Annotated in this window: 16 protein-coding genes; all 16 read left to right on the forward strand. The window is 74.3% G+C overall.

Going from position 1 to position 18,233, the window contains the following annotated elements; all coding sequences use genetic code 11:
• The first annotated feature begins 47 nt into the window (after window positions 1-47).
• The 16 genes from DJ476_RS18130 (at window position 48) to DJ476_RS18205 (ending at window position 18,141) form a co-directional block, all read left to right on the forward strand.
• Window positions 48-1,130 (forward strand): ACP S-malonyltransferase, encoded by a 1,083-nt coding sequence (locus DJ476_RS18130; RefSeq protein ID WP_112491033.1) that lies wholly within the window; start codon window positions 48-50, stop codon window positions 1,128-1,130.
• Entirely contained in the window at window positions 1,117-2,703 is a 1,587-nt protein-coding gene (locus DJ476_RS18135) for a class I adenylate-forming enzyme family protein (RefSeq protein ID WP_112491034.1), read from the forward strand. Before DJ476_RS18130 ends, DJ476_RS18135 begins: the two co-directional genes overlap by 14 nt.
• Window positions 2,684-2,950: an acyl carrier protein gene (locus tag DJ476_RS18140; protein ID WP_053560497.1), complete on the forward strand. Its 267-nt coding sequence runs from the start codon at window positions 2,684-2,686 to the stop codon at window positions 2,948-2,950. The genes DJ476_RS18135 and DJ476_RS18140 overlap by 20 nt, the downstream gene beginning before the upstream one ends.
• 5 nt (window positions 2,951-2,955) lie before the next feature.
• Window positions 2,956-4,254, forward strand: coding sequence for an aminotransferase-like domain-containing protein (locus DJ476_RS18145; protein WP_167480388.1), 1,299 nt, complete (start codon window positions 2,956-2,958; stop codon window positions 4,252-4,254).
• On the forward strand, window positions 4,251-6,650 hold the full coding sequence (locus DJ476_RS18150) for a lantibiotic dehydratase (protein WP_112492557.1): 2,400 nt from the start codon (window positions 4,251-4,253) through the stop codon (window positions 6,648-6,650). The genes DJ476_RS18145 and DJ476_RS18150 overlap by 4 nt, the downstream gene beginning before the upstream one ends.
• The gene (gene sbnA / locus DJ476_RS18160) at window positions 6,647-7,738 is read left to right on the forward strand and encodes a 2,3-diaminopropionate biosynthesis protein SbnA (protein ID WP_162638741.1); all 1,092 of its coding nucleotides are present in this window, start codon (window positions 6,647-6,649) and stop codon (window positions 7,736-7,738) included. The genes DJ476_RS18150 and sbnA overlap by 4 nt, the downstream gene beginning before the upstream one ends.
• An 84-nt stretch (window positions 7,739-7,822) precedes the next feature.
• Window positions 7,823-8,869 carry a 2,3-diaminopropionate biosynthesis protein SbnB gene (gene sbnB, locus DJ476_RS18165; RefSeq protein ID WP_112491035.1) on the forward strand — a complete coding sequence of 349 codons (1,047 nt, stop codon included), beginning with the start codon at window positions 7,823-7,825 and terminating at the stop codon, window positions 8,867-8,869.
• Window positions 8,866-9,618: a 3-oxoacyl-ACP reductase FabG gene (gene fabG / locus DJ476_RS18170; RefSeq protein WP_112491036.1), complete on the forward strand. Its 753-nt coding sequence runs from the start codon at window positions 8,866-8,868 to the stop codon at window positions 9,616-9,618. The genes sbnB and fabG overlap by 4 nt, the downstream gene beginning before the upstream one ends.
• A 59-nt stretch (window positions 9,619-9,677) precedes the next feature.
• Window positions 9,678-9,974: an acyl carrier protein gene (locus DJ476_RS18175; protein ID WP_112491037.1), complete on the forward strand. Its 297-nt coding sequence runs from the start codon at window positions 9,678-9,680 to the stop codon at window positions 9,972-9,974.
• Window positions 9,971-10,489 (forward strand): 3-hydroxyacyl-ACP dehydratase FabZ, encoded by a 519-nt coding sequence (fabZ, locus tag DJ476_RS18180; protein WP_112491038.1) that lies wholly within the window; start codon window positions 9,971-9,973, stop codon window positions 10,487-10,489. Before DJ476_RS18175 ends, fabZ begins: the two co-directional genes overlap by 4 nt.
• A gap of 83 nt (window positions 10,490-10,572) precedes the next feature.
• A complete protein-coding gene (locus tag DJ476_RS18185) occupies window positions 10,573-12,666 on the forward strand; it encodes a GNAT family N-acetyltransferase (protein ID WP_112491039.1) in 2,094 nt (697 codons plus the stop codon).
• Between the two features lie 28 nt (window positions 12,667-12,694).
• Window positions 12,695-13,732: an aminomethyltransferase family protein gene (locus tag DJ476_RS18190; protein ID WP_112491040.1), complete on the forward strand. Its 1,038-nt coding sequence runs from the start codon at window positions 12,695-12,697 to the stop codon at window positions 13,730-13,732.
• A gap of 14 nt (window positions 13,733-13,746) precedes the next feature.
• Window positions 13,747-16,128, forward strand: a complete 2,382-nt coding sequence (locus DJ476_RS18195) for a beta-ketoacyl synthase N-terminal-like domain-containing protein (RefSeq protein WP_112491041.1) — start codon at window positions 13,747-13,749, stop codon at window positions 16,126-16,128.
• Window positions 16,128-16,817 carry a hypothetical protein gene (locus DJ476_RS18200; protein ID WP_208853511.1) on the forward strand — a complete coding sequence of 230 codons (690 nt, stop codon included), beginning with the start codon at window positions 16,128-16,130 and terminating at the stop codon, window positions 16,815-16,817. Before DJ476_RS18195 ends, DJ476_RS18200 begins: the two co-directional genes overlap by 1 nt.
• The gene (locus DJ476_RS34565; protein ID WP_162638553.1) at window positions 16,814-16,966 is read left to right on the forward strand and encodes a hypothetical protein; all 153 of its coding nucleotides are present in this window, start codon (window positions 16,814-16,816) and stop codon (window positions 16,964-16,966) included. The genes DJ476_RS18200 and DJ476_RS34565 overlap by 4 nt, the downstream gene beginning before the upstream one ends.
• Window positions 16,963-18,141 (forward strand): hypothetical protein, encoded by a 1,179-nt coding sequence (locus DJ476_RS18205; RefSeq protein ID WP_112492559.1) that lies wholly within the window; start codon window positions 16,963-16,965, stop codon window positions 18,139-18,141. The genes DJ476_RS34565 and DJ476_RS18205 overlap by 4 nt, the downstream gene beginning before the upstream one ends.
• Window positions 18,142-18,233 lie beyond the last annotated feature (92 nt).

Here is an 18,233-nt window from a genome sequence, read left to right on the forward strand (position 1 = left end):
CTTCCCGTTCCCGGCCGACGGCTCCCCATGAAAGGAGATTCGAACTCATGTACGCATTCGTAGCGCCGGGCCAGGGCTCCCAGACCCCGGGCATGCTCGCCGCCTGGCTGCGCGACCCGGCCCACGCCGAGCGGCTGCGCCTCTGGTCCGAGGCCGCCGACGTGGACCTCGTCCACCTCGGTACCAAGGCGTCGGCCGCCGAGATCGCCCGTACGGAGAACACCCAGCCGCTCCTGGTCGCCGCCGGGCTCCTGGCCCACGAGGCGCTCGCGACCTTCGCCGGGCCCGCGGAGCCGTCGGTGGCCGCGCCCTGGCCTGCGGGGGCTGCGCCCGGGCCTGCGGTGGCTGCCGCCGGGCACTCCGTCGGTGAGCTGACCGCCGCCGTGTACGCCGGGGCGCTCGCCCCCGCCGACGCCGTGCGCCTCGCCGCCGTACGGGGCCGGGCGATGGCCGCCGCCTGCGCCGAGACCCCCACCTCGATGGCGGCCGTGGTCGGCGGCGACGAGCCGGACGTCCTCGGCCGGATCGGTGAACTCGGCCTGTACGCGGCCACGTTCAACGGGCCCGGCCAGATCGTCGCGGCCGGGGCGGTGGAGGACCTGGACCGGCTCACCGCCGAACCCCCGCCCGGCGCCACGGTGAAGCGGCTCCCGGTCGCGGGCGCCTTCCACACCCCGTACATGGAGTCCGCGCGGCGGACCGTCGCGGCGGCGGCCGCCCGGACCCCGTTCCTGCGGCCGACCGGGGCGCTCCTGTCGAACGCCGACGGCAGGATCGTCAGCGACCCGGACGACCTCCGCACCCGTCTCGTCGAGCAGCTGGTCGGACCGGTGCGCTGGGACCGCTGCCTGGACACGCTCGGCCGGCTCGCCCCGGACGTCACGGTCTGCCTGCCGCCCGCCCGCACCCTCGCGGCCATCCTCCGCCGCCAACTGCCGGAGCTGACAGCGGTGTCCGCCAACGGCCCGCGCGATCTCGCCACGGTACGGAAGCGCCTGGACGCGGTACGGGAGCGGATCGGCGCGATGCCGGAACGGCCCGCCCCGGTACGGGAACGGCTCGACGCGGCAGGTTCACGGACCGCCTCCGCCACCGCATCCGAGGAGGGCCGCGCCCATGCCCGTCTCTGACCTCTTCGACCGGGCCCGCGCCGAGCGCCCGCACCACGTCGCCGTCATCGACTCCGAAGGGCCCCTCACCTACGCCGAGTTGGGCGCCGCGACCGACCGTGCCGCCGGGTGGCTGCGGAGCCAGGGCGTACGGGAAGGGGAGCGGGTCGTCCACGCGGGCCCGGGCGACCGTACCTTCCTCGCCCTGCTGTGGGCCGCGCTCCGGATCGGGGCCGTCTTCGTCCCCGTACACCCGGAGTTGACCGATCACGCCGTACGGCACATCGTGCGCGACTGCGGGGCCGCCCTCGCGATCTGCCCGCCCGCCGCCGGGTCCGACGCCCGCGCAACCGTCGAAGTGGCGCGGGCCGCACGGGAGATACCGCAGGCGCCCGCCGAGGCCGTGGCCGTCACCGCGCCCAACGACGTCACCGCCCCCGACAACGTCACCGTCCCCGACGACGCCATCGCCCTGCTGATCTACACCTCCGGCACCACCGGCCGCCCCAAGGGTGTCGTCTGCCCGCACCGGCAGGTCCTCGCCGCCGTCCGGGCCGTCAACGACCGGCTCGGCTACCGCGCCGACGACGTGGTGCTCTGTCGGCTGCCGCTCTCCTTCGACTACGGGCTCTACCAGGCCCTGCTGTGCGCGCTCACCGGCTCGACGCTGGTCCTCGCGGACCGGGGCGGCGACCTCGGGCTGCTCCGGGCCGTCGAACGCCACGGCGTCACCGTCGTCCCCCTCGTCCCCTCGCTCGCCCGGATCCTCGCCCTCCTGCGCAAGCGGCCGGGCCCGCCCACCAAGGTCCGGCTCTTCACCAACACCGGTGCCCGGCCCAGTCGTTCGGTGATGGGTGAGCTGCTCGACGCCTTCCCGGGCTCCGCCTTCGCCTCCATGTACGGGATGACCGAGTGCAAGCGCATCTCGGTGCTCGACCCCGCCCTGTACGCGGACCACCCGGACGCGGTGGGCCGGGCGATCCCCGGTGACCACGTACGGATCGTGGGCCCCGACGGGCGGACGCTGCCCCCGGGGGAGACCGGCGAGATCGTGGTGTGGGGCGCGACCGTGATGGCCGGGTACTGGGGGGTGCCCCTGGAGGCGCAGGACCGGTACGTGCGCCGCGCCGACGGCACCCTGGAACTCCGCACCGGCGACCAAGGGCGCCTGGACGCCGACGGGTTGCTGTACTTCCTCGGCCGCGACGACGACATGGTCAAGCGGCGCGGGGTGCGCATCGCCCTTTCGGAGATCGAGCACGCCGCCGAGCGCGTCCCCGGCGTGTACGCGGCCGTCGCCCCGCGCCCCGCCGACGAGGACGCCCCCCTGCTGCTGGCCGTGCAGAGCGACCTCGGCCCGCACGAGATCCGTACGGCCCTCGCCGCCCGCCTGGACCCGGCCCGGCTCCCCGACCGGATCGTCCCGCTCTCCGCCGTACCGCTGACCGCCAACGGCAAACCCGACCGCCCGGCCGTCGCCCGCCTGCTCCAGGCTCCCCCCGCGCCCGCGCCGGCCCCCGCCCCAGCCCCCGGGCCCGAGACCGTCATCCCCGCCGCACCCACGAGGAACTCCCATGGATCAGTCGCAGTTTGACCAGCTCGTCGAGGAGATCTGCGCCGTGCAGGTCACCGACCCCGCCACGCCGCTCGTGGACCTCGGCGTGGACTCGCTCCACACCGTCGCCCTCGTGATGGCCGTGGAGGACCGGTTCGGCATCGAGCTGGACCCCGACGCGCTCGCCGACCTCTCGCACCTCTCGTCGGCCGGTCTGCTGCGGGCCGTACGGGAACAGCGCCAGGGCGCCGAGCCCGCCCCGGCCGCCGTGCCCGCGGAGCGGTGAGCGCCATGTGGACCGAGACAGGGGCCGACAGCAGACCCTCCGCCGAGATGCCGCAGCTCTTCGAGCGCGGCGGCGACCTGATCTCCTTCGCGGGCGGCCTGCCGGACCTGGACCTGCTCCCGCTGAAGGAACTCTCCGAGCAGCTGGCCCGGTTGACCCGGATCGGCGGCCGGGTCGCGCTCCAGTACAGCACCCCGCACGTGGCCAGGGCCCTCGTCCCCGCGATCACCGACCTGATGGCCCGCGAGGGCGGCCGGGCCGACGCCGAGGGCCTGGTGCCGACGGCCGGCTCCCAGATGGGGCTGCTCGCCCTCGCCCTCTCCCTCGGCACCCCGGGCGAGACCGTGCTCTGCCAGACCCCCGCCTACCCGGGCGCGGCCGCCGCCTTCCGTACGGCGGGACTGCGACCGTACGGCGCCCCCGAGGACGCCGAAGGGCTCGACCCGCAGGCGCTGCGCGCCACCGTGACCCGGCTGCGTGCCGAGGGGCAGCGGGTGCGGATGCTGTACGTCAACCCGACCTTCCAGAACCCCACCGGCGCGACGCTGCCCCTGGAGCGCCGCTACCAACTCCTTCAAGTGGCTCGTGAGTTGGAGCTGCTGATCGTCGAGGACAACCCGTACGGGCTGCTCGGCTTCGACGGGCGCACCGTGGAGAGCCTCCGGGGGATCGACCCGGGGAACGTCCTGTACCTCGGCACCTTCTCCAAGGTCTTCGCCCCCGGCCTGCGCTGCGGCTGGATCGCCGCGCCGGTGCCGCTGGCCGAGCGGTTGCGCCGCACGACCGAGGTGATGGCCCTCTCCCCGTCGGCCTTCACCCAGGCCGCGCTCGCCGCGTTCCACACCCGGGGCGGGTGGGACCCGCTGATCGGTGCCTACCGGGAGCGTTACGCGGAGCGGTGCGGCCTGATGGCCGACGCGCTCGACGCCGAGCTGGGCACGGACGGGCCCTGGCGGTGGCGGCGGCCGGAGGGCGGCTTCTACCTCTGGCTGCGGAACCCGGGCGGCGCCGACACCCGGCGCCTGGCATCCGCCGCCGCCGGACAGGGCGTCTCCTTCGTGCCCGGCGGCCATTTCGGGCTCGACGGGGAGTGCGACGACGCGCTGCGGCTCTGCTTCAGCAACGTGCCGCGCGGACGCATCGCGGAGGGCGTGGCGCGCCTGGCGTCGGTGCTGCGCGGCGCGGAGGCCGGGACGGTCGGCGTGGAGGCCGGGTCTGCCGGTACGGAGACCGGGTCCGGCGGTACGGAGACCGGGGCTGCCGGTGCCGAGGCCGGGGCCGCCGGCGGGGGGTGGGCCGCGTGACCGGCACCCGTACCCCTAGCCGCACCAACACCAGCACCGACACCCGTACGCCTAGCCGTACGCACGAAGCAGTCCGCGCGCAAGACTGGGCCGACTTCCGGCCCCTCCGCCGACTCGGCGACAGCCCCTGGCATGTCTGGGGCGTCGGGCTGCTGCGCAGCGCCGGGTTCCCGGCGTCGGGCGTCGCCCTGCTCGGCGGCCCGGCCGCCGCAGCCGCCGCCGACCTCGGGGACGCGGGCGACCCGGACGGCTTCGCCGCCGCCTACCGCGCCGACAGCGCCGCCGAGTCACGCCGCCTGGCCGCGCTCGCCCGCGACGGGAAGGTCCGTACGGCCATCGCCTGGCAGAACCGGACCGTCCACCGCATCCTCGACGCGCTCGCCGCGGGCACCGGCAAGGAGTCCAAGCGCAAGCAGCGCGAACGCACCCTCGCCATGTACTGGCTGCGCTACTGCGCCAAGGCCGAGACGATCGGCTTCTTCGGCCCGGCCGCCTGGATCTCCGTGGGGCGGGAGGACGGGGAGCTGGCCGTGGACCACGGGCGCCAACTCGTCTCGGAGAGCCGGACGTTCTTCGAGCGCTGGGCGCTGGCCGCCCTCGCGGAGTGGATGGTTTCCCGGCCGGGCGCCCGCTGGTGGTTCCCGCCGCTGCTCCGCCCCGATGTCCACGTCGACCCCGACGGCGACCGGCTCCTCCTGCCCGGCGGACGCACGCTGCGGCTGCGCCCGGAGGACCGCGAGATCCTGCGGTACGCCGACGGGGAGCGCAACGGCCAGGCCATCACCGACGCCTTCGTACGGCAGGGGAGTCGGGCGGCCGAGGAGGCGCGGGAGCGGGTCGAGAAGGCCCTGACCCGGCTGCTCAGGCAGCGCGTGCTGACCTGGGACGCCAACATCCCGGTCGACGTGCGGGCCGAGCGCATCCTGCGGCGCCGGGTGGCCGGGGTCGGGGACCCCGAGCTGTTCGTCCGGTTCGAGACGGTCCTCGCGACCCTTGACCGGCACCGCGAGGCCATCGAGGCGGCGGAGTCGTCCGATGAACTGGTTGCGCGACTGGACGAGTTGGACGACTTCTTCGTCCGTACGACGGGACGCGACCCCTCCCGCGACGAGGGCAAGGCGTACGCGGGCCGCACCCTCTGCTACCAGGACGCGGTGCGGGACTGCCGGGTCGAGATCGGCACCGGCTTCCTGGACGCCATCGCCCGCCCGCTCGCCCTGGTGGCGGACGCGGCGGACTGGTTCGGCAACCGGCTGGTGGAGCTGGTCGAGGCGGAGATCGCCACTCTCGTACGGGCCGCCGCCACGCGCCGTACCCCCGTCACGCTCGCGGACGTGTGGCCGCAGGTGCTCGGGCTGTTCTGGGGCGAGGGTGCCGCGCCCGTGGAGACGGCGACCCGCGAACTCTCCGAGAAGTGGCGGACCGTGCTGGACCCGGTGGCCGGCCTTCCGGTCCACCTGCGGGTCGAGGACATCGAGGAGGCGGCCCGTACCGCCTTCGCCACCGGCCCGGTCCGCTCGCCCCACCTGGCCCTGCACAGCCCGGACCTCCAGGTGGTCCGGGCGGCGGACGGCTCGCTGACCACCGTCCTCGGTGAACTCCACGCCGCCCTCGCCACCTGCGACCTGCCCTTCCTCGACTGGACGACCGACACCGGCTCCCCCTCCGGCACCGGTACCCGCCCCGACACCGGCTCCCTGCGCGACAAGGTCAACGCCGCGATCGACGCCCCGCGCCTGGTGCCGCTGCTCCCGGTCGACTGGAAGCGCAACAGCGGCCGTATGGTCCCCGCCCCCATCGGCGCGGGCGACCGGCTCATCGGGTTCACCCGGGCCCCCTTCGACGACCGCTCCCGGATCGACGCGGCCGTCGCGATCACCCTGGCCGAACGGGACGGCACGGTCACCGCCACCACCCCCGACGGGCGCGCGTGGAACATGGCCGAGCTGCTCGCCGTCCCGGTCTCGATCATCGCCGCCGACGCCTTCAAGATCGGGCTCGACCGGCCGCACGCGCCCCGCGTCACCCTCGACGGGCTCGTCCTGTTCCGGGAGACCTGGCGGGTGCGGGCCGGGGACGTCCCCCTTGCCGCCAAGCCGGACCGGGAGGGCGACTACCTGGCCGTACGGAGGTGGCTGCGCGCCACCGGGCTGCCCGACCGGGCCTTCGTGAAGTTCCCGCAGGAGACGAAGCCGTCCCTGGTCGACTTCACCAGCCCCACCCTCGTGCTGACCTTCGCCAACCTCGTACGCCGCACCCAGCGCCTCTCCCCGGACGCCACCGTGATCCTCGGCGAGCCGCTGCCCCACCCGGAGGACTCCTGGCTGACGGACGCCGACGGCGAGCGCTACGTCAGTGAACTCCGGCTCCAGATCAGCAGAAAGGTACCGGAATGACCGTGGCCTCCTCCGCCGCGGCGCCCCGCGCTGCCGCCCCCGCCCCTCCGCCCACTCCCGCCCCCACTCCCGCGCCCCGCCCCCTCACCGCCACCCCGGCCGACGCCGGCCGCGATCCCGGCACGGCCGCCGCCCCGGACATCGTCGCGACGATCGGCGCCACCCCGCTGGTCGCCCTGGACCGGCTCTTCCCACCGGACCGCTTCCAGGTCCACGGCAAGTGCGAGCGGTTCAACCCGGGCGGCTCCATCAAGGACCGCGCCGCCCGCTCGATGATCGAACACGCGCTGGCGACCGGGGAGTTGGTCCCGGGCGTCTCCACCGTCGTGGAGTCCTCCTCCGGCAACCTGGGCATCGCCCTCGCCCAGCTCTGCAACTTCTACCGGCTCGGCCTGATCTGTGTCGTCGACCCCCGGACCACCGCCCACAACACCGCGATCATGCGGGCGTACGGGGCGACGGTCGAGGTGGTGGACCGCGATCCGGAGACCGGGGAGTACCTGCCGGCGAGGCTCAGGCGGGTCCGGGAGCTGCTGCGTACGGTCCCGGACGCCCACTGGCCCGACCAGTACGGCAACGAGTACAACGCCCTCGCCCACCACCACACCATGCGCGAGATCTGCGAGGCGCTCCCGAAGGCCCCCGACTACCTCTTCCTCGCCGCCGGGACCACCGGCACCCTGCGCGGCTGCGCCGAGTACATCGCCGCCGAGGGGCTGCCCACCCGCGTGGTGGCGGTCGACGCGGTGGGCAGCGTGATCTTCGGCCCGCCCGAGCCCTGGGAGCGCGGACACCGGCGCACGATCCCCGGCCACGGAGCGGCGGTGGTCCCGCCGCTGCTGCGCCCCGGCCTCGCGGAGCGGGTGGTCAAGGTGACCGACCGCGACTGCGTACGGGGCTGCCGCAGCCTGCTGGCCGAGGAGTCGATCCTCGCGGGCGGCTCGTCCGGCGCGGTGGTGGCGGCCCTCCTGGACGCCGCCTCCTGGATCGGGCCGGGCGCCACCTGCGTGGCGATCCTCCCGGACGCGGGCGACCGCTACCTCGACACGATCTACAGCGACGCGTGGGTGGAGTCCCGCTTCGGCTGACCTCCGCCGGGCCCACTCCCGTACGACCCCGCAATCCCCTGGCAAGCCCTGCCATCCACCCACCTGCAGAGGAACCGACCCACCATGAGAATCCTCGGTCGCGAGGACGTCGCCGCCGCGCTCGCCGGCCTCGACGCCGCCGTGCTCGACGCCGTCCGCACCGCGTACGTACTGCACGGCCAGGGCCGTTCGGAAGTGCCGTTCTCCGGCTTCCTGCGCCCGCCCGGCGACTCCGGCTCCCGCATCATCTCCCTGCCCGCCTACCTCGGCGGGCCCGAGCCCGTGGTGGGCCTGAAGTGGATCTCGTCCTTCCCCGCCAACGTCGAGAAGGGGCTCCAGCGGGCCTCCTCGGTGCAGATCCTCAACGATCTCGACACCGGCTACCCGCTCGCCGTCCTGGAGGGCGGCCAGATCTCGGCATCCCGTACCGCCGCGTCGGCGGCACTCGCCGGCCGGGCGCTGCACGGCGAGGCCCGTCCGGTGCACACCGTCGGCCTGATCGGCTGCGGCACCATCAACCGCCGGGTCCTGGACTTCCTGCTCCTGACCCATCCCGAGCTGCGGACCGTGGTCCTCCAGGACGCCGTGCCCGGCCGGGCCGAGATCCTCGCCGCCCAGCTCGGCGAACAGCTGGGGGCCGAGCGGTCGGGGCTGCGCTGCACCCCTGGCGGCCTGGCCGAGGCGCTGTCGGCCGACACGGTCTCGATCGCCACGACCGATTCCACGTACTGGCTCGACCTCGCCGCCCACCCGGACCGCCCCGCCCACCAGGTGGTCCTGCATCTGTCGCTGCGCGACCTGACCACGGACTCCGTCCTGGACGCGTACAACGTGGTCGACGACACCGACCATGTGATGCGCGAGCGGACCTCGCTGCACCGCGCCGAGCAGGAGGCCGGGCACCGCCGCTTCGTGGCAGCCGAGATCGCCGCCGTACTCGCGGGGGAGGCACCGGCACCGCAGCCCGGACAGACCGTGGTCTTCTCGCCGTTCGGCCTCGGCATCCTCGATCTCGCCGTCGCCCGTACGGTCCTCGCCGCCGCCGACCGCGCGGGCATCGGAGGCGAGGCCGAGGGCTTCGACCCCGGCCGCCACGGGGTCACCGCCGCCCCGGCGGGGGGTACGGCATGAGCTTCCGGTTCCCCGAAGGCACCCGGGCGCTGGTCACCGGAGCCTCGCGCGGTGTCGGCGCGGCCACGGCCCTGGCGCTCGCCGAGCAGGGGTGCGATGTCGCCCTCAACTACCACTCCAGCGCCGACAAGGCGGAGCAGGTCGCGGAGCGGATCCGGGCCCTGGGCCGCCGGGCGCTGCTCGTCCGGGCGGATGTCGGGGACGAGGACCAGGTCACCGCCCTGTTCAAGCGGATCCGCACCGAGTGGGGCCCGGTCCAGGTGGCCGTCCTCAACTCCGGGGTGACCGCCGACGGCCATCTCGCCGCCATGAGCAGCGGCAAGTGGCACGAGGTCATCGGCACCAACCTCACGGGAGCCTTCCTCACCGCCCGCGAGGCAACCAAGCACATGTACGCGGACGGCGGCGCCCTGGTCCTGATCGCCTCCACCAGCGGGATCGCCGGCCGAGCCGGACAGGCCAACTACGCGGCCAGCAAGGGCGGAGTGATCTCGCTGGCGAAGACCCTCTCGCACGAGGTGGCGCCGCGCGGCATCCGGGTCAACGTCGTCGCCCCCGGGTTCATCGACACCGACATGACCAGGAAGGTCCCCCCGGCGCGGCTGAAGGAGGCGGTCCAGGCGATCCCGCTCGGCCGCACGGGAACGGCGGCCGAGGTCGCCGCGGCCGTCACCTTCCTGGCCTCGCCCGCCGCCTCGTACATCACCGGCAAGGTGCTGACGGTCGACGGCGGAATGATCCCCAACTAGCCACATATTCACTCCATTTCACCCCCTTCACTCCCTTCACCCCATCAGGAGAGTCAGCCATGCCCACTGCCGCCTTCGAGGAGATCCGCACCCGGGCCGAGGCCCGTCTCGCCAGGAACACGAAGATCAAGTCGATGATCATCGACCGGCTCGGGCTCGAGGTCGAGGCGGCCGTCGTCTCCGACAACCAGCCGCTGTTCGGCCGGGGCCTGGAGATGGACTCGCTGGACACGCTGGAGATCGTCGTCATGGTCAACAACGAGTACGACGTGCTGATCAGCGACGACGACTTCGAGGCGTTCGGCTCCATCAACGCCCTGGTCGACTTCATCGAGGACCGCGAGGCGGCCGCGTGACCCCGGCCCCGGCCGCGGCCGCCGTCGCGGGGAAGGCCCTGAGCTACTCGTCCGACGACATCAAGCGGATGCTGCCGCACCGCTGGCCGATGCTGATGATCGACCGCGCCTACGACGTCGTGCCGGGGGTCTCGGGCCGTGGCATCAAGAGCGTCTCCGTCAACGAGCCGTTCTTCGCGGGGCATTACCCCGATCACTCGATCATGCCGGGCGTGATGATCGTCGAGGCGATGGCCCAGCTGGTCGCGGTCGTCTACGTCGCGGAGATCGTCGAGAACGGCACGGGGAACGACACGGCAGCCGGGGAGGCCGACGCCTCCCGGAACGTCGGCTACCTCGGCTCCATCAGCACGATGAAGTTCTCCCGGCTCGTCGTCCCCGGCGACCAGCTCACCCTCCAGGCCACGCTCGGCCAGCGGCTCGGCGGTCTGCGCCAGGTGAAGGTGCGGGCGAGCGTCGGCAGCGAACTCGCCGCCGCCGGAACGCTCGTCGTCACGACCGGCCGCAAGGGCTGAACCACCGGCCACAAGGGCTGACCTGCCCCCCGGCCCACTGCCGACCCGACCACCCCACACATCCCAGAAGGAGGTGTCCGACCATGGCCCTCACGATCCGCCCTTACGAGGAGGGCATCCGCCCCCACGGAGAAGGCATCCGCCCCCACGGGGAGGGCGACGCGCAGGCCGTCGCGGAGCTGTACAACCGCCACCGCGACAACCCCAACCCGGTCGCCGGAGGCATCGACGCCGCCCAGCTCGCCCGCGAACTGGCCGAGCGGGAGACGGCGACGTTCCTGCTCGCCCTGGACGACGGGCGGCTCGTGGGCACGTTCGGCCTGTTCCACCACACCGGCCGGCGCTCGGCCCGGGCCGGTGAGCTGATCGCGGACATGTTCTTCGTCCACCCCGCCCACCGGGGCGGCATGGTCACCGGCCGGCTCTTCACCGAGGCCGTCGAGTGGATGATGCGCTCCGGCTGCCTGGTGCTGCGGCTCACCGTCAACCCGGCCAACACCGTGGCGTTCCGGCTCTACCGGCGCGTCGGCTGCGTCTCGGTGGGCCGGGCCGTCCCCGGCGAGGACGGCAACGTGGAGCTGTACAACTACATCCCGCTCGTGCTGCGCAGCGTCTTCGCCGACCTGGGCGAGCAGGCCACGGCGGCGCTCGGCAGCCTGACGAGCTTCGCCTCCGTCACCGCGTCGCGCGACGACGAACTCCGTTCCGACGTAGCGCTGGTGGACGGGATCCGTACCGTCGACTACTGCCTGGCGCTCGGCGCGTTCCGGCTCGACGCGACCGTCGACGTGGACCGGGGCACGGTGCGCGAGGCGCGCCTGACCGAGCCGGACGGCACGGTGCGCGCACTGCGGATCGCCCAGCCGCCCTACCGGGTGCGGACGCCGCGCGGGGTGCCCCCGTACCGGTTCACCGAGGGCCCACTCACCTGCGAGGTGGACGGCGAGGACGGCACGGTGAGCGTCCTGGCCGCCGGGCACCACGGCCCGGTGTTCGTCTCGACCTGGCCGAGCTGCCGGGCCGACCGCCCGGCGGGCTGGCGCGAGGGCGAGCCGCGCGCCATCACCCTGGAACCGGTCGAGGGCGGCGTACGGGTCACGGAGCGCGACGGCGACGCGACGGTCACCGGCACGTTCACCCTCCAAGGCAGCTCGCTGCTCCAGGAGTTCACCCGCACCGGCTCCGCCACCGGCCGCGTCTTCCAGACCGTGGGCCTGCGCCAGGGTGCCTTCACCGACACCGAGGGCCGTACGCATCCGATCGGCCTCGGCGTGGGGGTGCGGGACGCGTCGGAGATCGTGGCCGCGTCCGAAGTCCCGGCGGCCGGATCCATCTTGACCTGGCAGGGGAGCGCCGTACGGGTCTCCCTGCCGGCCGACGGACGGCTCCGGCTCGTCCACAGCACGCTCCTGGAACGCGGCCTGGAACCGGGCGCGGACGGGGTGTCCCGGATGCGTACGGAGATCGGTACGGGGCCCGTGCCCCCGGAACGTACGCCCACTGCCACCAGCACCGGGCGTAAGTCCGCCACCCCCGGCACGGGGGCTCTCCGCCGACTGGAGGTGGAGCCGGCGGCGCGCGGGGTCACCGTCTGGCAGGAGGGCGCCACCAAGGTCCTCCGCAGCCCGTACCCCCGGGTCCGCTCGTACGGCTACCACCCCCGCTGGTCCGCCGGCCTCTGGGCGACCCGCGAGAACAGCCGCCACGACCGGTCCGCCGGGCTCGGCTGGGGCGTCCCCGCACCCGGCGCCTGGGAGGCGAAGCACCCGCTCGGCCTGTACGCCCCGCACACCGGCCTCGGCTGGGAGATCGCGACGACCGACGACGGCGTACGCGTCGACGTCCACGCCCCCGACACGGACCGCGAGAACGTCCTCTGGCTCACCCCGCACACCGCGCCCAAGGCGGCCGTGGTCATCGAATCGGCCGGTGAGCGCCGGGAGTTGGCCGCCGCCGACTTCCGCCAGATCTGGGCGAGGCGGGCCTCGGTACGGCTCACCGACGGACGCTGGCTGCACCTCGCGTCCGCTGCCGCCACCCCGTCCCCGTACGACGAACTCGTCCTCCGCGCCACCCCGTCCGGCCTGCTCCTCGGCGGAGTCTCCGCCGAGCGGGAGAGCGCCTGGCTCCTCTCCGTACACGACACCCCCCTTCCCGCCCTCACCCCCACCACCTGAACCGCTCACCCGAAAGGCAGCACCGACCATGACGACGACCACCCTGACCACCTCCACCCCCACCGCCGACTACGCCACCCTCCGCACCACCGTCGGCGCCTACCGCGTCACCGCCCCGCTGGTCCGGCTGACCGGGGACGACCGGCTGACCTTCCTCGACGGCTTCCTCGCCAAGTCGGCCGACTATGTGGAGCCGGACACGGTCCGCGAGGCGCTGGCGCTGAACGAGGACGGGACGCCGTTCGCGATCCTGCTGCACTTCGAGATCGGCGACGAGTCGTGGCTGCTGCCGCGCACCGCCGTCACGGCTACCGAACTCGCCGCCTACCTGGGCCAGTTCGACGTGTCCTCGGGCGTCACCGTCGAGATATCCCCCCAGGGCTGGGGCGCCACCGCCTTCGAGGGCCCGGTCGCCTGGTCGGTCGCGGCGGGCTTCGTGGACTTCGACATCTCCGGCCTGACCCTGCACGCCGTCACCCAGGTGAAGCCGAGCACCGCCGGTGCCACCGCCCACCTGGCCCGCGTCGGCACGACCGGTGAGTACGGCTACCTGCTGCTGTCCGACACCCCGGAGGCCGCGTACGAGGCGGTGCTCGCCGCCGTCGTGGAGCAGGGCGGCGCCGAGGTCGGTGGCGAGGGGCTGGCCCGGGTGCAGGCGGAGGCCGGGATGGGCGTGTACGGCGCCGGGTTCGGCGGCCTGTCCATCGCCGGGGCCGACCTGGCCTGGATGATCGACTGGAACCGTACGGGGGAGTTCCACGGCTCGGACGGCCTGGCCGCGCCGACCGAGGCGGACGCCCGGCTCACCGCCCTCGTCGCCCCGGCCGGGAGCGCCTTCGCCGCCGGTGAGCCGGTCCTCGCGGGCGGCCGGCAGGTCGGCACGGTCCTGCACCGGGCGCCCGCCGCCAACCCGGCCGAGGAACTGCTCCTGGCCCTGCTCGACGCCCCGTTCTGGGTGCCCGGCCTGGAGCTGACCGCCGTGGACGGATCGGGCGCCGAGCGTCCGCTGCGCACGGTGAGCCTGCCCCGGGTCGTGGCCCGCTCCCTGACGACGAAGATCGCCTGAGGACGGACGACACCATGACCCCACCGAACACACCGCCCCCGCCGCAGACTTCCTCGCGCTCCTCCTCGCCGGTCATCGCCCTGACGGGGATCGGGCTGATCACCGGAGCCGGTGACGACGTGGAGAAGGGCTGGGCGTCCATCGCTTCCGGCACCACGGGCATCCGCACCAACACCCTCTTCGACACCTCCGAACTCCTCACCGACTGGGCGGGCATGGTCACCGCCGAGCAGCCCGCCCCCGCCGCCCTGGACCGCTGCTACGCGCTCGCGGCCACCGCGATCCGCGAGGCCCTGGAGGGCAGCGGGCTCGACCTCGACACCGTGGACCGCGACCGGGTGGCCGTCGTCGTGGGCTCCAGCCTCGGCGCGATGCCGACCCTGGAGGCCGCCCACCGCACCTTCGTACGGGAGGGACGGCTGGACACCGCCCGCGCGGTGGCCTCCCAACTCCCCTGCGTGGGCGACTACATCGCGACCACCTTCGATCTGCGCGGCCCGCGCGTCGTCCTCTCCAACGCCTGCGCGGCCAGCGCCGTGGCCCTCGGCTACGCGGCCGAGCTGCTGTGGAAGGGGGACGTCGACTACGTGGTGTGCGGGGGCGTCGACCCGCTGGCCGAGCTGTCCGCGTACGGCTTCAGCGCCCTCGGCGCCCTGGACGCCGAGCCCTGCTCACCGCTCTCCGCCTCCACCGGCCTCACCCTCGGGGAGGGCGCCGGGTTCATGGTCCTGGAGCCGGGGGAGCGGGCCGCAGCGCGGGGGGCCCGGGTCCTGGCGGAGCTGGGCGGGTACGGGCTGTCCTGCGACGGCTACCACCAGACCGCGCCCGACCCCAGCGGCAAGGGCGCCTGCGCCGCGATGGCCCAGGCGCTCGACACGGCGGGCTTCGCACCCGGCGACGTGGACTACCTCAACCTGCACGGCACCGGTACCCCCGCCAACGACGCCTCCGAACCCAAGGCGCTGAAGCTGCTGTTCGGCCAGGAGATCCCCCCGGCCAGCTCCACCAAGTCGATCCTCGGCCACACCCTCGGCGCGGCCGGCGCGGTGGAGGCGGTGGTCAGCACGCTCGCCATCGACCGGGGCACGCTGCCGCCCACCATCAACACCCGTGGTGTCACCTCGCCGTTCGCGCTGGACGTCATCCCGGACACCGGCCGCACGGCCCACCCCGACGTGGTGGTGTCCAACTCCTTCGCGTTCGGCGGCAACAACGCCTCGGTCGTCCTCAACAGGCCGGGCCACGGCGGAACTTCGCGACGGGCTCGCCGCGAGGCGGTCCAGGAGGTCGTCGTCACGGGTGTGGCCGGTCTGGCCGGAGCGGCGGGCGGTACGGAGGCGCTGGCCGCCGCACTGGCCGAGGGGCGGCCCTGCTTCGAGGCGTACGAGGAGGTCGCGGGCGTCGGGGAGGTGCCCGTCGGCCGGGCCGACCTCAAGGCCGCCGCCCGGGGGACGAACCCCAGCCGGGCCCGCCGCATGGACCCGCTGAGCCTGCTCGCCGCGTCCGCCGTCAACGACCTGTACGGGCGGCACGGCAAACCGTCGCGGGGCGAGGCGGAGTCGACCGGCATCGTCTTCGCCACCGGGTACGGGCCGGTGACCTCGGTGCTCCAGTTCCACCAGGGAGTGGTCAACTCGGGGATCACCGGAGCCAATCCGTCCCTGTTCGCCAACACCGTGGTCAACGCGGCCGCCGGCCACGTGGCGATGCTCCACCGCTACCGGGGCTACACCGCGACCATCGCCAACGGCGGCACCAGCTCCGTCCTCGCACTCCAGCTCGCCGCCCGGGTCATCGCCCGGGGCGCCGCCGAACGGATCATGGTCGTGGTGGCCGACGAGTTCCCCGCCCAGGCCCTCGCCACCCAGGCGGCGCTCCCCGGCTACGCCCGCTCCGCGCACATCGTGCCCGGCGGCCGGACGGGGACCGTGCTCAGCGAGGGGGCGGCGGCGATCCTGCTGGAGAGCCGGGAGGCTGCCGAGGCCCGGGACGCCCAAGTCCTGGCCCGCGTGAGTGGATTCGGGGCGACCGGCGAATCGGTGGGCATCGGCGGGATCGCCCGCGACGGCGAGGCGTGGGCGCGCTCGCTGCGTACCGCCCTCACCGACGCCGACCTCGACCCGTCCCGTGTCGCGACGGTGGTCTCGGCCGCCTCCGGCCACCCGCTGGTCGACGCGGCCCAGCGGTCGGCGCTGCGCCGGGCGGGCCTGGCGGACCGCCCGGTCCTCGCCCCGAAGGCGGTGCTCGGCGAGACGTACGGCAGCGCGGGCGCGCTGGGCCTGGTCGCGGCCCTGACCGGTACGGGACCGAGCGCACCGGCTCCCGGCCCGCTGCTGCTGTCCAGCTTCGCGTTCGGCGGAAGCTACGCGGCGGCGGTCCTCGACACGGAGGGGTGATGGGCGCCCTGATGGGACTGCTCCTCGACCCGGGCCTGACCGGGTACACCCTGGCCCCCGACGGTCCGACGTCCCCGGGCCGCCGCACGGTGGACGTCCTGGTCGCCCGGCACCACCGGCTCCCCCGCGACCGGATGGGGCACCGGCTCAGCGCCTCGGGCCGCTCCCTGATCGGCCAGGCGCTGACCACGACGTACGGCCCCTGGGCCCGAGTCGCCCCCGGCGCCCTGGTCCGGGACGCCCACCGCCGCTGGTCGGTGCCGTCCCTGGGGCTGAACGCGTCGGTCGCGCACTGCGGCGAGTTCAGCGCGGTGGCGTTCGCCCCCGCCGCCCACGCGATCGGCGTGGACGTCCAGGACGAACGCGACCGCCCGTACGCGCTGCGTTGGCTGGGAGACCTGCTGGCCCGCGAGGAACCGGCGACGATAAGGGACTTCGCGGAGTGCGAGGCCCTCATCAAGGCATCGCACCTGACGAAGGAGACCTTCGCGGGAACCCGCCTGCCGGAGTGGCGCCCGGGGTGGCGGCCGATGGCGGAGCGGGCGAGCGGCGAGGGCGCTACGGGGGCCGGACAGGCCCCGGCACGGGCGCGCGGTCCGGCCCCGGCAGCGGTACGGGCGCGGAGACCGTCACGGGCACCCGGCCCGGACCCGGAACAGGAACAGGGGCTTCCCCAGGGGCCCAGGTGACCGCCCCCACCCCCGAATCCGCCCGACCCACCCCCACCTACCACGTGCGCTCGCTCGTCCTGCGCCCCGAGGGCGCCCCACCCCTGCACCTCGCCCTCGCCTGCGACGCACCGGTCCCGGTGCGCTTCCACCACCTGGAGCGGGAATGACCTCCACGACCACCACCCCACCCACCACCGCCACCACCCCATCGCGGCCGTACACCCGCCGCATCTCCCCGATCGAGCGCGGCTACCTCAACGCCGCCGCCACGGGCACCCCCCAGCTCATCCAGATGGTGATCGAGGGCGAGGGCACGCTCGACCCGGACGCCCTGCGGCAGGCCGCGCGTGCGGCGACCCTGGCGAGCCCCGGGCTGGCGGTACGCCGCCGGGGCGCCCTGTGGCGGGCCGACGGCCCCGTACCGGAGGTGGTGGAACTCCCCGCCGACGCGGCCCCGGACGCCCACCCGTTCTTCCACCGGGACCTCTCCGTGGTCACCGGCCCGGTCTGCGAACTGGGGGTGATCCAGGGGCAGTCGACGAAGCTGGCCGTCCGGGCGAGCCACATCGTCACCGACGGCCGGGGCCTGCGCCAGTGGATCGCGGACCTGTTCAGGTCCCTGCGCGGCGAGGAACCGGCCGGCTGCCCGGACAGGGTGGACGACGGCCACTTCCGTACGATGGCGGGCCCCGTACTCCCGGCGCCCGCGGCCACCCGCCTGACCGGACTGCCCGCCGTCGTCGGCCGGGGCCCGGCAGGTGAACGCCCCCTCTGGCTGCGGCGCCGGGTGGCGGCGGTGCCGTCGGGTGTCACGGCCCGCGCGGCTGCCGCGCTCTCCCGCCATCTGGCCACGGAGGAAGGCCGGTTGATCGTTCCGGTGGACCTGCGCCGCCACGATCCGACGGTACGTTCCACCGCCAACCTGACCTCTCAGCTCGTCCTCGGCCTGCACCGGGACGACAGCTGGAAGCGCATCCACTCCACCCTGGTCCGCGCTTTGATCGCGAAGGACGAAGTGGCGGCCCTGGAACGGGACTTCCTGCGCGGCAACCCCTTCGCCAACAACCTGAGCGAGGCCCGGGAGCTGGACGGCAGCCGCTTCCCCTGTACGGCGATCATCTCCGACCACGGCGAGGTGGACCCGCGTACGTACTCGACGCCCGCCTTCCGGGCCACGTCCTTCGCCACGCTGCCGATGCTGGTGCCGTACGCCGAGATGTTCCTGAGCGCCTGCCGCGTCGGCGTCACGACGGAGCTGACGCTGTCCTGCCGGAACCGCCCCGGGGCCAGGGAGAAGGCGGAGGAGCTGCTGACGGACATGGCGGAGGCGCTGGGGCAGTAGGAACGGCCCCGCATCCTTCCCCAACCCCGCACGGTCACCCCACCTCCCCTCCCCACCTCCTCATTCCACCCCCTCCACCCGAAGGGCGATCC

It is taken from the genome of Streptomyces bacillaris (genome assembly GCF_003268675.1).
Lineage (GTDB): Bacteria > Actinomycetota > Actinomycetes > Streptomycetales > Streptomycetaceae > Streptomyces > Streptomyces bacillaris.

What these genes read in the sequence shown, in the direction of transcription:
- DJ476_RS18130 (WP_112491033.1), top strand. Translation starts at nt 48, where the DNA reads ATGTACGCATTCGTAGCGCCGGGCCAGGGCTCCCAGACCCCGGGCATG.
- DJ476_RS18135 (WP_112491034.1), top strand. Translation starts at nt 1,117, where the DNA reads ATGCCCGTCTCTGACCTCTTCGACCGGGCCCGCGCCGAGCGCCCGCAC.
- DJ476_RS18140 (WP_053560497.1), top strand. Translation starts at nt 2,684, where the DNA reads ATGGATCAGTCGCAGTTTGACCAGCTCGTCGAGGAGATCTGCGCCGTG.
- DJ476_RS18145 (WP_167480388.1), top strand. Translation starts at nt 2,956, where the DNA reads ATGTGGACCGAGACAGGGGCCGACAGCAGACCCTCCGCCGAGATGCCG.
- sbnA (WP_162638741.1), top strand. Translation starts at nt 6,647, where the DNA reads ATGACCGTGGCCTCCTCCGCCGCGGCGCCCCGCGCTGCCGCCCCCGCC.
- sbnB (WP_112491035.1), top strand. Translation starts at nt 7,823, where the DNA reads ATGAGAATCCTCGGTCGCGAGGACGTCGCCGCCGCGCTCGCCGGCCTC.
- fabG (WP_112491036.1), top strand. Translation starts at nt 8,866, where the DNA reads ATGAGCTTCCGGTTCCCCGAAGGCACCCGGGCGCTGGTCACCGGAGCC.
- DJ476_RS18175 (WP_112491037.1), top strand. Translation starts at nt 9,678, where the DNA reads ATGCCCACTGCCGCCTTCGAGGAGATCCGCACCCGGGCCGAGGCCCGT.
- DJ476_RS18185 (WP_112491039.1), top strand. Translation starts at nt 10,573, where the DNA reads ATGGCCCTCACGATCCGCCCTTACGAGGAGGGCATCCGCCCCCACGGA.
- DJ476_RS18190 (WP_112491040.1), top strand. Translation starts at nt 12,695, where the DNA reads ATGACGACGACCACCCTGACCACCTCCACCCCCACCGCCGACTACGCC.
- DJ476_RS18195 (WP_112491041.1), top strand. Translation starts at nt 13,747, where the DNA reads ATGACCCCACCGAACACACCGCCCCCGCCGCAGACTTCCTCGCGCTCC.
- DJ476_RS18200 (WP_208853511.1), top strand. Translation starts at nt 16,128, where the DNA reads ATGGGCGCCCTGATGGGACTGCTCCTCGACCCGGGCCTGACCGGGTAC.
- DJ476_RS18205 (WP_112492559.1), top strand. Translation starts at nt 16,963, where the DNA reads ATGACCTCCACGACCACCACCCCACCCACCACCGCCACCACCCCATCG.